Raw genomic sequence first — 14,002 nt, 5'->3', positions numbered from 1 at the left:
AGGTGATGCATGACTGATTCCCGACGTTCACGCTGGCGCGTATGGCTGGCGGAACCACAAACGCGCAAGGGCGCGCTGATCACTGCGCTGGTGGTGACGCTCGCGTTATTTGGCCCCTGGCTGGCACCCAACAGTCCGACGGAAATGCTCGGCCCGGTATACGGCGCGCCTGTCAGCGGGGCGTTGCTGGGCTATGACTTTCTCGGGCACGACGTGGTCTCGCGCCTGCTCAGCGGTGGCCTGTCGGTGTTGTGGATGTCGGTGGCGGCGGCGTCGATCGCATTGCTGGCGGGCAGCACGCTGGGCTTGTTGGCGGGGTTCTCCCGGCGTCGGCTCGATCAACTGATCACCTGGCTGGCGGATGTGTCGCTGGCCTTTCCCGACCTGATTCTGGTGCTGTTGATCGTTTCGATGCTCGGCCGCGCGCCTTGGTTGATCGTGCTGACCGTGGCCATCGCCTTCACCCCCGGCGTGATTCGCCTGGCCCGTGGCAGTGCGGTGGCGGTGGCGGGGCAGGAGTTCGTCGAGGCGGCGCAGATGATGGGTTATTCGCGCCGACGAATTCTGTTCCGCGAGATTCTGCCGAACATCCTCACGCCGTTGCTGGTGCACTTCGGCAACATGCTGACCTGGGGCGTGGGCATGCTCTCGGGCCTGAGTTTTCTCGGGTACGGCGTGGCGCCACCGACGGCCGACTGGGGGTTGATGATCAATGAGAACCAGGCCGGTTTGCTGGTGCAGCCGTGGGCGGTGCTGGCCCCGGCGATCCTGATCGGCGTCTTCGCCTACGGCACCAATATCCTGGCCGAAGGCATCGGCCGCAGCAGTTCACGGATCGGGGAGAAACAGCCATGAACGCAATTGCCGGGATCGATTCCCGCCAGTCGCAGACCACTGCGGGGGTGTTGCAGGTTCGGGATCTGCGCGTCGAGCTGGCGGGGCAGGTCGATGTGTTGTCCGGGGTGTCGTTCAATCTTGAGGCGGGCGAGATCCTTGGGTTGGTCGGCGAGTCCGGCTCCGGCAAAACCACGCTGGCCACGGCGTTGCTCGCCCATGCCCGGCGCGGGGCACGGATTGTCGGCGGGCAGGTTGAGGTGGCGGGGCAATCGTTGCTGACGCTGGAGGGCGAAGCGCTGCGCCTGGCCCGTGGCAGCCTGATCGGTTACGTCGCCCAGGACCCGGCGACGGCGCTGAACCCGGCGCTGCGCATCGGCAGCCTGCTGCGTGAAACCCTGGGGGCGCATCAGATTGAACTGGACCGTGCAGGGCAGGAGCAGCGCATCGTCGATACGCTGCGTGATGTCGGCCTGCCCGACGACGCTGCGTTTCTGCGGCGCTTTCCTCATCAACTGTCCGGCGGGCAGCAGCAACGGGTGATGCTGGCGCTGGCGTTTGTCCTGCGCCCGCAGTTGATCGTCCTCGATGAGCCGACCACGGCGCTGGATGTCACTACTCAGGCGCACATCCTCGCGACCTTGCGCCGGTTGTGCAAAAGCCTCGGCGTGGCGGCGGTGTACGTGTCCCATGACCTCGCGGTGATCAAGGACCTGGTGGACCGGGTGATGGTGATGTACGCCGGGCGACTCGTCGAAATCGCGAGCCGTGAGGCGCTGTTCCATCGGCCGGCGCATCCATACACCCGAGGCTTGCTGGCGGCGATTCCCGATGTGGCGCAACGGCGCGATTTGCAGGCCATCCGCGGGCACGCCCCGGCGCCGGGTCAGCGAGCGCAGGGGTGTGCCTTTGCGCCTCGGTGTTCGCGCCGCGCGGCTGAATGCTCGCGGGTCGAACCGGCGTTGCAGGACTTGTCTTCACAGCAGCGAGTGGCGTGCCTTGATCCGCATCTTCAGGCCTTGCAGCTGGTTGCCCAGACGCCGGTGTCGCCCGTCGACCTGCGGGTGGAACGGGCGCCACTGCTGGAGATCAAGGACCTGAACGTGGCCTATGACCGCCAGGTGCTGTTCGACGTTTCGCTGCGCGTCGCCGCAGGGGAATGCCTGGCGCTGGTAGGCGAATCCGGCTCCGGCAAGACCAGCCTGGCCCGGGCCATCGCCGGGTTGGGGGAAAATGCCGAAGGCGAGGTGCACTATGCGGGCGAGCCGCTGAGTTTGTCGGCGCGCCGGCGTGACGGGCGGCAACGGCATCAGATTCAGTACATTTTCCAGAACCCTTACCGGGCGCTGAACCCGCGTCAAACCGTGTACCAGACCTTGAGCGCGCCGCTGCAGCACTTCTTCGGCATCAAGGGCAACGTCGCACGCCAGCGTGTGGAGGAAGTGCTGAAACGGGTTTCGCTGCCGGCATCGGTGGCGCAGTTGTATCCGCACAGTTTGTCCGGCGGCGAGCGTCAGCGCGTGGCCATCGCGCGGGCCCTGGTGTGTGAACCGAAACTGCTGATCTGCGACGAAATCACCTCGGCGCTGGACGTGTCGGTGCAGGCTTCGATCCTGGCGTTGTTGCGCCAGTTGCAGCTGGAAGGGCTGACGCTGCTGTTCGTCACCCACGACCTCGGCGTGGTCCGCGCGATTGCCGACCGGGTGTTGGTGTTGAAGGTGGGGCGGGTGGTGGAGCAGGGGTGGGTGGACGATGTGCTGGATCAGCCGCATGCGGCGTATACGCGCACGTTGCTTGAGAATTCGCCGACGTTGGGCGCATAGACGGCTCACCCGCAATTCGTTGGTGAATGTTATGCCGCCATCGCCGGCAAGCCGGCTCCTACAGGGGATCGGGTTTCAAATTGTAGGAGCCGGCTTGCCGGCGATGGCGATCAAACAGACACATTCAGATCTGAATTTTGACTACGGCCATCCCTTCTGCGCACTAGCCTTGTGTTTCTCGCAAAAACACAGGAGGGCAATGGAATGCCCAATCTTCCCCACGCCAAAAACCTGCGCGCCGGGCGCTATTCCGAATCCGGGCAAATCTACCTGTTGACCGCTGTCGTCCAGCATCGCGAACCCTTGTTCACTGATTTGCGAACTGGGCGGTTATTGGTGCGAGAGTTTCAGAATGCGCAAGCCGAGGATCTGATTGAATCTCTGACCTGGGTCATCATGCCCGATCATTTCCATTGGCTGGTGGAGCTCAAAAAGTGCACGTTGCCAACGTTGATGCGTGGCACTAAATCTCGCAGTGCGCGGATGATCAATGCCCACCTCGGACGTTCCGGGCGCCTGTGGCAAAAAAAACTTTCACGATCGGGCGATCCGGCGGGAAGAGGATTTATTGGCAGTGGCGCGTTATGTCATCGCCAACCCGGTACGCGCGGGACTCGTCAGGTACGCACGCGATTACCCGTTGTGGGATGCGAAATGGGTGTAGTCGGGATTTTGTTGGCGGTAGTTATGCCGCCATCGCCGGCAAGCCGGCTCCTACAGGAGCCAGCTTGCTGGCGATAGCGTCGGTGGCCGTTACGCGGTTACGCCGCCCGCGCCTTGCGCCGCCGCGCTTCCTCACGCACCGCCGGGATGATCCAGCGGCCGTAATCGACGGTGTCGTAAAACGGGTCATACCCGCGATTGAGGAAGGTGGTCACGCCCAGGTCGACGTAATCGAGCAGAGCCTGGGCCACGGTTTCCGGAGTGCCGACCAAGGCAGTGGTGTCGCCGTAGGCGCCGACGGCGGTGGCGGTGGGCATCCACAGGGCGCGGTCGTGGCGGTCGCCCAGCGCGGCGGCGGCGAGCAAGCGTTCCGAGCCGGTGCCCTTGATGCGTTTTTGCCAGGGGCTGCCGGCCGCGAACTGCGGGTTGGCCTTGATCTGTTCGAGAATCTGCTCCGCTCGTTGCCACGCCAGCTCCTCGGTCGCTCCCAGAATCAGGCGCACGGACAGACTGACCCGCGGCGCCTCGACGCCAGCCGCACTCGCCGCCGCGCGCAGTTTGCCGATCTGCTCGGCCACGCCGCTCAACGGTTCGCCCCACAATGCATAGAGGTCCGCGTGCTTCACCGCGATCTGATAGGCGATGTCGGAAGACCCGCCAAAGGAAATCGGGATGTGCGGTTGCTGCAACGGCTTGACCGGCGAGAAGGCACCCTTGATGTTGAAATACTGCCCTTCAAAATCGAACGGTTCTTCCGCTGTCCAGGTGCGACGCACGATCTCCAGGTACTCATCGGTGCGCTTGTAGCGCTCGGTCTTGTCCAGCAGGAAATCGCCTTCCTGCGGCTCGGCGGTGATGCCGGTAATCGCGTGCAGACGGATGCGTCCGCCGCCGGTGGTGTGATCCAGCGTGGCGAAGGACCGGGCGGCGACCGTGGGCGCGGTGAGACCCGGACGGTGAGCGATCATGAAACCCAGGCGCTCGGTGTGCGCCGCGGCGTAGGCGGCGATCTGCAAGCTGTCGGCGCTGCCGGGGCCACTGGCGATCAGCACCCGATCGAACCCGGCGTGTTCATGGGCGCGGGCGTGCTGGCGGATGAATTCCAGATCGAAATCCGGGCTGCGGATGCCACGGGTCTCGGACCACTGGCGGGGGAAAATCATGCCGACGAATTCGATGGACATGGCGTGCTCCTGATATGAAACGGTTGATCCAGATACCCCTGTAGGAGCCGGCTTGCCGGCTCCTGCGCTTATCGCATCAGGCACCCGCCGGACCGTTGGCGGACCGCAGCTCCAGGGGGGCTGGCGCGGGACGACTCAGCTCGACGCGCTCGCTGCGAAAGTGCGGCAGGATGTGCTCGCCAAGACGGTAGGCTTCTTCCAGATGCGGATAGCCGGCGAGGAAGAACAGGTCGATGCCGAGGGCGTTGTACTCGCGAATCCGTGCCACGACATTTTCATAGCTACCCACCAGCGCACAGCCCGGCGGAATGCCGATGTAGCCGAAGCCGGTCCAGACATTGGGATAGATGAAAAAGTCATCGAAGCCCTGGGTTTCGGCCTTCTGCGCGAACTCGTTTTCGTAGCTGAGCTTGCGTGCGGTCCTCAGGCCGGCGTGGGCCGCCACGGCCTTGACCGCGCCTCGGGCAATGCCCTCGTCGAAGAAACGCTTGGCTTCGGTGCGGGCCAGCTCTTCGGTTTCGCGGGTGATGACGTCGATCGACAAACCAAAGCGAATGTCGGTGCGACCGTACTTCAAGGCGCGTTCACGGATGTCGGCGATCAGCGCGGCAATTTCGTCCGGGTGTTCGGCGCGCATCAGGTAGAAGTCGGCGTGCTTGGCCGCGAATTCACGGGCCGGAATCGATGAGCCGGCGGTGCAGATCACTGGCAGCTCGGCCTTCTTCAACGGCCCGCGCAAGCCACCGCCTTCGGCCTTGTAGAACTTGCCGTCGTAGTGGAAGTTCTCGTTGTGCCAGTAACCCCTGACCACGTCCATGAACTCGATGGCGCGCTCATAACGCTCGTCGTGATCACTGAAATCGCCGATCTGACGCTGAATCGCATCCGAGCCGCCGTTGATGATGTTCCACACTAGGCGGTTGCCGGTGGCGCGCTGATAGGTGGCCGCCTGCTGCACCGCCACCCACGGCGTGTAGTGATAGGGCTGGAACGCGGTGACGAATTTCAGCGTTCGGGTTTCCCGGGCCAGTAACGAGCAGACCGTCCACGGCTCTTCGCCCGAAGGCGCGTTAACCATCAGCGCACCGCCGAAGCCGTTGATTTCCGCAGCCCTGGCGATCTGCCCCAGGTAGTCGATGTAGGTGAAGTGGTCGCCCACGCTGAACCCCGAAACCGCCCCGGTGCTCGGGCCGCCACGGTGCCAGTCGCCGCGATTGCGCGGGTCGCCGGGCAGGAACTGGGTTTCGCCATGCAGAGGCAGGCGGGTGAAGAATTCGATGCTCATGAGAAGGCCTCCGTCTTACTGCACGCTAGGGCTGCAGATCGGGGTGATGGGCTGGTCGTTGATCACCTTGTGCGCGAACGGCACCGAGTCCTTGAGCGAGGCGTTGACCGTTTCGCTGTGGCCCAGGCCTTTGTAGAGATGGCCTTCGACCACCGAGCCGGTCTTGCAGGCGTCCTGCATCAGTGCAACCTGGGTCGAGGCGGCCGGGGTTTTGTCCTCGGCGCCGGTGCCAATGAAAATCGGCTGGGCCAGTTTCAGGGTCGGGTAGGAGACCTGTTTTTGCCATGCAGCGAGCTGGTCGCCCTTGTAGTCTTTTTTCGCGTTGGCCGGGGTCAGGCCGACGCCGATCACATCGCTGACCAGTGCGGAGAGGCAGCTGGTACGCGCCTGTTCGAACAGCGGCAGGGCCTTGTCGGTGTAGAAGTCTTTCGGGTTGATGCTCGGGTCGTATTGCTGGGCGGCGAGCAGGGTGTAGAAGCCGTAGGCGAGCGACGCATCGACTTTGTTTTCGTCCTGTTCACCGACGTTTTTCGCGCCGACGGTATAGATCACCCCCGTACCGATGCTGCCTTTGACGCCGAGGTCCGGCGCGTAGGTCGGGGCGTAGGCCGCCGAGGCGAAGGCACCAGCGCCACCCTGGGACTGACCGACGATCAGCACTTTGTTGGCCAGCCCCGGAACGCCCGCGACCACAGCTTTGGCCGCGTCGAGAATGCCGTAGGCGGCCATGCGGTTGTTCAGCAGCGGGTGGCCGCCGGGGACGCCGAGGCCCTGATAGTCGGTGGCGACGATGGCGTAGCCTTCATCCAGCCAGCGGCTGAGGTATTGCACATCGCGGTACGAACGCCCTTGCCAGGACGGCGCGCACACGTCCGCCACACCGACGGTGCCATGGCCCCAGCTCGCGACCGGCCAGCCACCGGCAGGCGCCTTGCCTTTGGGCAGGAACAACGTGCCCGAGACCACGATCGGCGTCTTGTTGTCGATGCCGTCGGTGGAGGTGTAGAGAATCCGTTGTGCACTGGCGGCATTGGGCAGGCTCAGGGTTTTCTCCAGCGGCTCACTGCGCAGCAGTTTGCCCGGCGTGGCCGGAATCACCTCTTTCCAGGTGTAGAACGCCGAGACACGGCCATCGCCTTGTTGCGGGTCGGGTTTGGGGGCGTGCGTACCCGCGGCCAGGGCGCTCATGGACAGCGCCAGAACACTCAGACCGAACACGAATTTTTGCGGCAGTTTCATCTGGATTTCCCTAATCATGGATTGTTGCTGACCTGGCCGCGCAGGGCTGGCCAGTAGTCAGTGAGTTTCAGATCGATCAGCGCCTGGTTGGTGAAACCGGTGGCCAGCGAAGGGGTGATGTCGTAGGTGTCGCGAATCAGGTGATTGGCCAGGGCATAGGCGGTCAACGCCTGGTAGTGGGCCTTTAGTTGCTGGTCGCTTTTTGGCGCCCAGCGGTCTTTCCAGGCCACGGGGTCGTTCTGGTCGTCGCGGCGCAGCACGCTTTCGGCGGTGCCGGCGCGGGAGGAGAGTTGGTAGTAGGCGTCCTGGTTCTGTTCCTGGGAAATCCACCACGCGGCTTTGATCCACGCGGTCGCGAGCAACTGGGTGATGTCCGGGTGTTGCGCGACAAAACTGTCGGTGCCCCAAAGGTCGGAGACCAGGCGCCAGTCGTTGGCGCCTTGCTTGGTTGACCAGATGATCTTGCCGACGCCTTTGTCTTCCAGCGCATAGGCTTCGCTGAGCAGCACCGCTGCATCGACCTTGCCGGCGGACACGGCCGCTGCACCGACTTGTGGGTTGAGGTTGGCGATCTTGAAATCGTCGAGTTTCAGGTGCTTGCTGGCGAGGAAGTTGCTGAACGCGAACTCCCACGGACGACCGCGGTGCAGGGCCAGGCGTTTGCCCTTGAGGTCTTCGATGCTGTTGGCGCTGGAACCGGCGGGCACCACCAGGTAGATGTTGTTGCCGCTGCCTCCGGGCACGATCAGCTTGCCCGGAACGCCACCCGCCCCGGCGATTACCGAAGGCAGGTCACCGCGCACGGCGAAATCGATGCTGTTGTTGCTGAAGCCTTCGTTGATCTGCGGTCCGGCGCCAGCGTGGGGCAGGGCGATCCAGTCGAGCTTCACGCCGCGTTGCGCCAGTTGCTGTTCAAGCCAGCCGTCCTCGATCACCCGCCCGGCGATCCCGCCGAATACCGGCTTGCCACCCTGCGTGTACGCGACGATGGCGATCTTCACCGACGCCGGAACCTGTTCAGCCAGCGCCGTGGCACTGAGCATTAACCCGGTCAAGGCGACCAGGCTGTTGCGCCAGAAACGTTTCATAGCAATCTCCCTAAATGACCAAACCGGCATTGTCGAAACTCAATCTCTGTAGGAGCCGGCTTGCCGGCGATGAGGCCATTGGGCCCTGCGGCGAACTTGCGGACGCCATCGCCAGCAAGCCGGCTCCTACAATGGTTTTGCGGCATACCAATGCTGCTGCGTTGCAAACACGGTCCCTGTAGGAGCCGGCTTGCTGGCGATGAGGCCATCAAGCCTTGCGGCGAACTAGCGGACGCCATCGCCGGCAAGCCGGCTCCTACAAGGTTTTGCGGTGTACCGATGCTGCTGCGTTGCAAACACGGTCCTTGTAGGAGCCAGCTTGCTGGCGATGAGGCCTTCAAGCATGGCGGCGAATTTGCGGACGCCATCGCCAGCAAGCCGGCTCCTACAAGTTTTGCGGTGCACCGAGGCTGCTGCGTTGCAAACACGGTCCCCCTGTAGGAGCCGGCTTGCTGGCGATGAGGCCATCGACCCTTGCGGCGAACTTGCGGACGCCATCGCCGGCAAGCCGGCTCCTACAAAAAAATTTCGGTGTGCCTGAAAGGGAGAGAGCAGATTGCATGCCAGCGTCTGAAAAACAGTCTGCAGGCCTTGCCGGATAAGGGTTTCAGGGCGAGGAGAGGGTGCGGCACGAACAGCCCGCTGTTGATAGGCAAGCAGACCAATGCGTCCCCATTGCTGCTCCAGCAGCAGGCTGGAAGCAATCACATCGCATATGGCTTATAGGTATATATAAATACTAATTAAGAATTTTTTAGTCTAAACAACTTCATGCACTATTGATCACGCGCTTTTACTGCCAGGAATGCACCATGTCGCTGATCACTCACCCAAACGCTCGCGAATTGACCAAGTCGGTGCGGGCCACCGTCCTGGTGTTCAAGGACCCGCGCTCCCAGGAATTGCTCAGTCGCATCGAGCGCCTGGCGCCCAGCGAAGCCAACACGCTGATCATTGGCGAAACCGGCACCGGCAAGGAATTGGTCGCCCGGCATATCCATCACCTGAGTCGTCGCGGCCGCGAACCTTTCGTGGCAGTGAACTGCGGTGCGTTTGCCGAAACCCTGGTGGAAAGCGAATTGTTCGGCCACGAAAAGGGCGCCTTCACCGGCGCCACGACCAGCAAGGCCGGTTGGTTCGAAGCGGCCAATGGCGGCACATTGTTCCTCGACGAGATCGGTGATCTGCCGCTGAACATGCAGGTCAAACTGCTGCGCGTCCTGCAGGAGCGCGAAGTGGTGCGCCTCGGCTCGCGCACGCCGATCCCCATCAACGTCCGGCTGGTGGCCGCGACCAACGTCAACCTCGCGGACGCCGTGGTCGCCGGGCACTTTCGTGAAGACCTGTTCTACCGTCTGCACGTCGCCACCATCCGCCTGCCACCGTTACGCGAACGGCCGGGCGACATCCTGCCGCTGGCCGAATTTTTCCTCGAAGAACACTGCCAGCGCCTCGGTTACAACCGCGCGACATTGAGCATCGAAGCCGAACGCAAACTGCTGGAACACAGCTGGCCAGGCAACATCCGCGAACTGGAAAACTCCATCCACCACGCCTTGCTGGTGTGCCGAAATCAACGGGTGGCCCCGGCGGATCTGCACCTGGTCGACATGCGCTCCTCGGGCATCCGCCAGGAACAGGCCGCGCAGACGAACCACGGTATCGCCGGCCCGGTGGACCTGGAATCGGCCCTCAATGCGTTGTTCGAACAGAACATTCCGGACCTTTACGAACACATCGAAGAAACCATCTTTCGCGCCGCGTACCGGTTCTGCCATGGCAACCAGTTGCAGACCGGGCGCCTGCTCAACATCAGCCGCAACATCGTCCGGGCGCGGCTGGAAAAAATCGGCGAATTGAACAAGACATTGACGGTGCAAGAGTAGCCATTCGTTCACCGTCGCTTCATCCCTGATCCGTCCACCCACAGCGAGCATTTCATGGCAACTCCCTACAAGCGTTCAGCGTTGACACTTCTGGCGGCATCCCTGGCAGCGGTGAGCGCATTGCTCAGCCCCGGCGCGCAGGCTGAAGGCAAGATCAGCATCGCCCAGCAATTCGGTATCGGCTATCTCATCCTGGATGTGGTTCGCGATCAGCAACTCATCGAGAAACACGGCAAGGCCGAGGGCCTGGATATCAAGGTCGACTGGAACAGCATCTCCGGTGCCACGGCGATGAACGAAGCGCTGCTGGCCGGCGCGCTGGACGTGGTGTCGGCCGGCGTGCCGCCGATGCTGACCATCTGGGACCGCACCAAGGGCAAACAGAACGTCAAGGCCATCGCCTCCCTGGGCTCGATGCCCAACTACCTGCTGACCAACAACCCGAACGTGAAGACGCTGAAGGACTTCTCCGAAAAGGATCGCATCGCTGTGCCGGCGGCCGGGGTAGGGTTCCAGTCGCGTACGTTGCAGATCGAAACGGCCAAGCAATTCGGCAATGACCAGTACAAGAAATTCGACGACATCTCGATCAGCCTGGCGCACCCGGACGCGACGTCGGCGCTGATTGCCGGTGGTTCGGAGATCAACTCACACTTTTCCAGCCCGCCGTTCCAGTACCAGGAACTGCAGAACCCCAACGTGCACAAAGTGTTGAGTTCGTATGACGTGCTGGGTGGTCAGGCGACGTTCAACGTGCTGTACACCACCGAGAAGTTCCACGACGAAAACCCGAAAACCTACAAGGCGTTTTACGACGCCCTGGCCGAAGCGGAGAAGATCATCAAGGCCGACAAAGCCGCTGCGGCACAGACCTACATTCGCGTCGAGCAGTCGAAGCTGCCGCTGTCGCTGGTCGAAACCATCGTCAACGATCCCGAAATCAACTTCACGGTGGTACCGCAGCGCACGGCGGTCTATGCCGAGAAACTGCAGGAACTGGGCGTGCTGAAAAACAAGGCGGATAGCTGGAAGGATTATTTCTTCGAAGAAGCACATGCCGGTGCCGGTAGCTGAAACAACACAACCCCTTGCCGTCGATGGTGTCCTTGAATGCGCCGCAAGGTTTGAGGGCCTCATCGCCAGCAAGCTGGCTCCTACAGGACCGTGTTTGTCCGATGAAAAGGTTTCAAACCGCAGGGCCGATCCATTTGGTGACGGTTGGGGCCTGCCATTGTTCGAGTGCGTCGATCAGGGCGGCAGGGTCCGCGTTGAGGATCAGCATTTCGCTGTGCTCGGTTTTCATGAAACCTTCTTTCACCGCATGGTCGAGCAGGCTGCGCACCGGGTTGAAGAAGTCGCCGATGTTCAGGCAGGCCACGCCTTTTTGGTGTTCGCCGAGTTGCGTCAGGGTCGCGGCTTCGAACAACTCTTCAAACGTGCCCAATCCGCCGGGGAGGGCGATGAAGGCGTCCGCCGACTCACTCATGCGTGCCTTGCGGCTGCGCATGTCTTGCGTGACTTCGTGGCGGGTCAGGCCACGGTGCAGATGCCCGAGGTCAAACAGCAGGCGGGTAATGATGCCGACCACTTCACCGCCCTCGGCGAGCACGGTGTCAGCCATCACGCCCATCAAACCCTTGTCGGTGCCGCCGTAGACCAGTTGGATGCCGCGCTTTGCGATCTCGCGGCCGAGGGCCTGGGCGCCTGCCACGTAGTCGGGGTTGAAGCCGTGGTTGGAGCCGGAGAAGACGGCGATGCTGCGGAGTGGGGAAGAGGTGGACATTGGATTTTCCGGGGTGTGAAAAATGCCCAATGATGCGATGTGAGCGTGGAGGCGGACAGGTCCATAAGTTGGGTGATTGATTGGGCCATGAAGTTGGGCGGCGGTTTCAAAAACGCCACAAAACCTGTAGGAGCCGGCTTGCCGGCGATAGCGTCCTCGAATTCCCCTCACATCAACGCCAGTATCCGTTTCCCCAACCGCTCGGCAGTCTCCTCCGAATCAACATTGGCAAACCCCAGCAGCAACGCAGAATCCGTTTCGTCACGCACCCGCCAGTCGCTCAACGCTTCGGCATAGATACCCGCCGCCAACAGCCGCTCGACCAGCGCGCGATCGGACTGCGCTCCCGTCAGCCGCAGGATCAAATGCATCCCACCGGGCTGGAGATCGATGCGAATGCGATCACCCAGGACTTTCTTCAACCCACGAGCGGTCGCCTCCCGACGTTCACCGTAGAGCTTGCGCATACGCTGGATATGGCGGGCAAAATGGCCCTCGGTCAGGAACGTGGCAACAATGGCCTGGGTCAGTTCCGGACAGCCGCCGAGAAAGGTTTCGCTGACGTGCTCGAAGCGTTCAACCTGCGCCGGCGGCACCACCAGGTACGACAGGCGAATCCCGGGAAACAGCACCTTGCTGAACGTGCCGGCATAGAGCACCCGACCGTCGCGATCCAGGCTTTTCAGCGCCGGCAGCGGACGGCTGACGTAGCGGTACTCGCCGTCGTAATCGTCCTCGACGATCCAGGCCTGCTGCCGGGTTGCCCATTCCAGCAACTCCAGCCGGCGCGGCAACGACAGCGACACACATAAAGGGCTCTGATGCGCCGGGGTGACGACCGCCGCCCGCGCGTCCATCGTACTGCTCACCCCCTGCGACACCTGCATGCCGTCCTGATCGACCGGCACCGGCGCGACCTCGATCTGCAGATGTGCGAGCAACTGTCGGGTCGGCAGATAACCCGGGTCTTCAACGAGCACACGGTCCCCGGGTTTGAGCAAGGCATGGGCGATCAACGCCAGCGTATTGCGATAACCCGAGGTGATGAACACTTGCGCGGGTGAACAGGTAATGCCCCGCGCGACTTGAAGGTAAGTGGCAATCGCGGTGCGTAACGACTCCAGGCCCAACACCGAGGGGTTGGCCATGTCCGGAATGCGCGTAGCACGTACGCACCGGGCGCCGATCTGCGACCAGATTTTCCGCGGAAAGGCATCCAGCGCCGGCAGGGCCATTTGAAAGGGCAGCACCGGCGCCTTGTGCCGGATCGACGTGGCGGCGTGCAAAGGTTGCTCGGCGCGCGCGGAGGGCTTTCTGACGTTGATCCCCGGCGCGACCACAGTGCCCGCCTGGCCCCGCGCCAGCAGATAACCCTCCGCCGTCAGCAGCGAATACGCGGTGTCGATGGTGCCTCGCGCCAGGCCGAGCTCCTTCGCCAGCGCCCGGGCCGCCGGAATCCGGTCCCCCGGCGCGAGCAATCCGTCACTGATCGCCCCGCGGAACCGCCAGTAGATCTGCCGGTAGATCGGTTCCGGGGACGCCGGATCAAGGGGTGAGAAGTGTTTGCTCTGAAGGGTCATTGGCCTCGCCCATGGAGTGCTTGGAAAAATGCGCCTGCAGCGCCTCGCCGGTCTTGTGCCTGGCGCCGGCGACGGCGTCCGGGCCCATAGCGGTTCCTTCGACAGAGAAGAAATTGACGTCATGCAGGCCGATCATACCCAGTACGGCCTTCAGGTAGGGCGTCAGGAAATCCGGTTGACGCGGGGTGACCCCGGAAAACCGGCCGCCCGAGGACACCGCAACATACACCGGACGATCGGGCAGCAGGCTGGTTTTGCCCTGCGGCCCGACATTGAACGTGCGCCGGACCCGCGCCACATGGTCAATCCAGAGTTTCAGCGTAGAGGGCACGGTGAAGTTATGCATCGGCGTGCCAATCACCAGTACATCGGCGTTCTGCAACTCATCGATGAGTGCATTCGAGCGGGCGATCGAGCCAGTCTCGGTGACGTCGGCGCTGGACTGTTGGGACTCCGCGTAAAGCTCATCGATCGCGCTGAGCGCATTGCCGCTGAGCACCCGGTGGATGACGGTGGCCGCCGGGTTGGCCTTCAGCAGAAAGCCGATGATGTGCTTCGACAACCGATAACTTTCTGATGCTTCGCCGCGAGGGCTGCAAGTGACGTGGAGGATTTTCATGATTCACCCGATGTGAAG

At 62.7% G+C, this 14,002-nt stretch carries 11 protein-coding genes and 1 pseudogene; 5 read left to right on the top strand and 7 right to left on the bottom strand.

The features are described from left to right. Positions 1-9 precede the first annotated feature (9 nt). The 3 genes and pseudogenes from ACF6ZU_RS00770 to ACF6ZU_RS00760 all read left to right on the top strand — a co-directional run bounded on the left by ACF6ZU_RS00770 (position 10) and on the right by ACF6ZU_RS00760 (position 3,321). On the top strand, positions 10-855 hold the full coding sequence (locus ACF6ZU_RS00770; protein WP_392889944.1) for an ABC transporter permease: 846 nt from the start codon (positions 10-12) through the stop codon (positions 853-855). Continuing rightward, positions 852-2,657 (top strand): dipeptide ABC transporter ATP-binding protein, encoded by a 1,806-nt coding sequence (locus ACF6ZU_RS00765; protein WP_392889942.1) that lies wholly within the window; start codon positions 852-854, stop codon positions 2,655-2,657. The genes ACF6ZU_RS00770 and ACF6ZU_RS00765 overlap by 4 nt, the downstream gene beginning before the upstream one ends. 204 nt (positions 2,658-2,861) lie before the next feature. After that, positions 2,862-3,321 (top strand): annotated as a pseudogene (locus ACF6ZU_RS00760) (transposase). Between the two features lie 97 nt (positions 3,322-3,418). Here ACF6ZU_RS00760 and ACF6ZU_RS00755 read toward each other — a convergent pair. The 4 genes from ACF6ZU_RS00755 to ACF6ZU_RS00740 all read right to left on the bottom strand — a co-directional run bounded on the left by ACF6ZU_RS00755 (position 3,419) and on the right by ACF6ZU_RS00740 (position 8,116). Further along, a complete protein-coding gene (locus ACF6ZU_RS00755) occupies positions 3,419-4,504 on the bottom strand; it encodes an LLM class flavin-dependent oxidoreductase (RefSeq protein ID WP_392889940.1) in 1,086 nt (361 codons plus the stop codon). Positions 4,505-4,580: 76 nt separating this feature from the next. Next, positions 4,581-5,789: an LLM class flavin-dependent oxidoreductase gene (locus ACF6ZU_RS00750; RefSeq protein ID WP_392889938.1), complete on the bottom strand. Its 1,209-nt coding sequence runs from the start codon at positions 5,787-5,789 to the stop codon at positions 4,581-4,583. Positions 5,790-5,804: 15 nt separating this feature from the next. Next, complete coding sequence (locus tag ACF6ZU_RS00745) at positions 5,805-7,028, bottom strand: lipase family protein (protein ID WP_392889935.1); 1,224 nt, start codon at positions 7,026-7,028, stop codon at positions 5,805-5,807. 14 nt (positions 7,029-7,042) lie between these two features. Further along, complete coding sequence (locus ACF6ZU_RS00740; RefSeq protein WP_392889931.1) at positions 7,043-8,116, bottom strand: ABC transporter substrate-binding protein; 1,074 nt, start codon at positions 8,114-8,116, stop codon at positions 7,043-7,045. Positions 8,117-8,928: 812 nt separating this feature from the next. On the opposite strand from ACF6ZU_RS00740, the gene ACF6ZU_RS00735 reads away from it, so the two are divergent. Continuing rightward, positions 8,929-10,002, top strand: coding sequence for a sigma-54 interaction domain-containing protein (locus ACF6ZU_RS00735; RefSeq protein ID WP_392889929.1), 1,074 nt, complete (start codon positions 8,929-8,931; stop codon positions 10,000-10,002). A gap of 54 nt (positions 10,003-10,056) precedes the next feature. Continuing rightward, positions 10,057-11,076 carry an ABC transporter substrate-binding protein gene (locus tag ACF6ZU_RS00730; protein WP_392889927.1) on the top strand — a complete coding sequence of 340 codons (1,020 nt, stop codon included), beginning with the start codon at positions 10,057-10,059 and terminating at the stop codon, positions 11,074-11,076. 112 nt (positions 11,077-11,188) lie between these two features. On the opposite strand, the gene ACF6ZU_RS00725 is transcribed toward ACF6ZU_RS00730, so the two are convergent. The 3 genes from ACF6ZU_RS00725 to ACF6ZU_RS00715 all read right to left on the bottom strand — a co-directional run bounded on the left by ACF6ZU_RS00725 (position 11,189) and on the right by ACF6ZU_RS00715 (position 13,984). Continuing rightward, positions 11,189-11,785 (bottom strand): TIGR00730 family Rossman fold protein, encoded by a 597-nt coding sequence (locus ACF6ZU_RS00725; protein ID WP_392889925.1) that lies wholly within the window; start codon positions 11,783-11,785, stop codon positions 11,189-11,191. Between the two features lie 167 nt (positions 11,786-11,952). Continuing rightward, positions 11,953-13,365, bottom strand: a complete 1,413-nt coding sequence (locus tag ACF6ZU_RS00720; RefSeq protein ID WP_392889923.1) for a PLP-dependent aminotransferase family protein — start codon at positions 13,363-13,365, stop codon at positions 11,953-11,955. Continuing rightward, positions 13,331-13,984, bottom strand: a complete 654-nt coding sequence (locus ACF6ZU_RS00715; protein WP_392889921.1) for an FMN-dependent NADH-azoreductase — start codon at positions 13,982-13,984, stop codon at positions 13,331-13,333. Before ACF6ZU_RS00715 ends, ACF6ZU_RS00720 begins: the two co-directional genes overlap by 35 nt. Between the last annotated feature and the right edge of the window lie 18 nt (positions 13,985-14,002).

It is taken from the genome of Pseudomonas migulae (assembly GCF_043225285.1).
Classification (GTDB): Bacteria; Pseudomonadota; Gammaproteobacteria; order Pseudomonadales; family Pseudomonadaceae; genus Aquipseudomonas; species Aquipseudomonas migulae_C.
The sequence above is the reverse complement of the archived record's forward strand: the minus strand, read 5'-3'. Positions and strand labels throughout refer to the sequence as shown.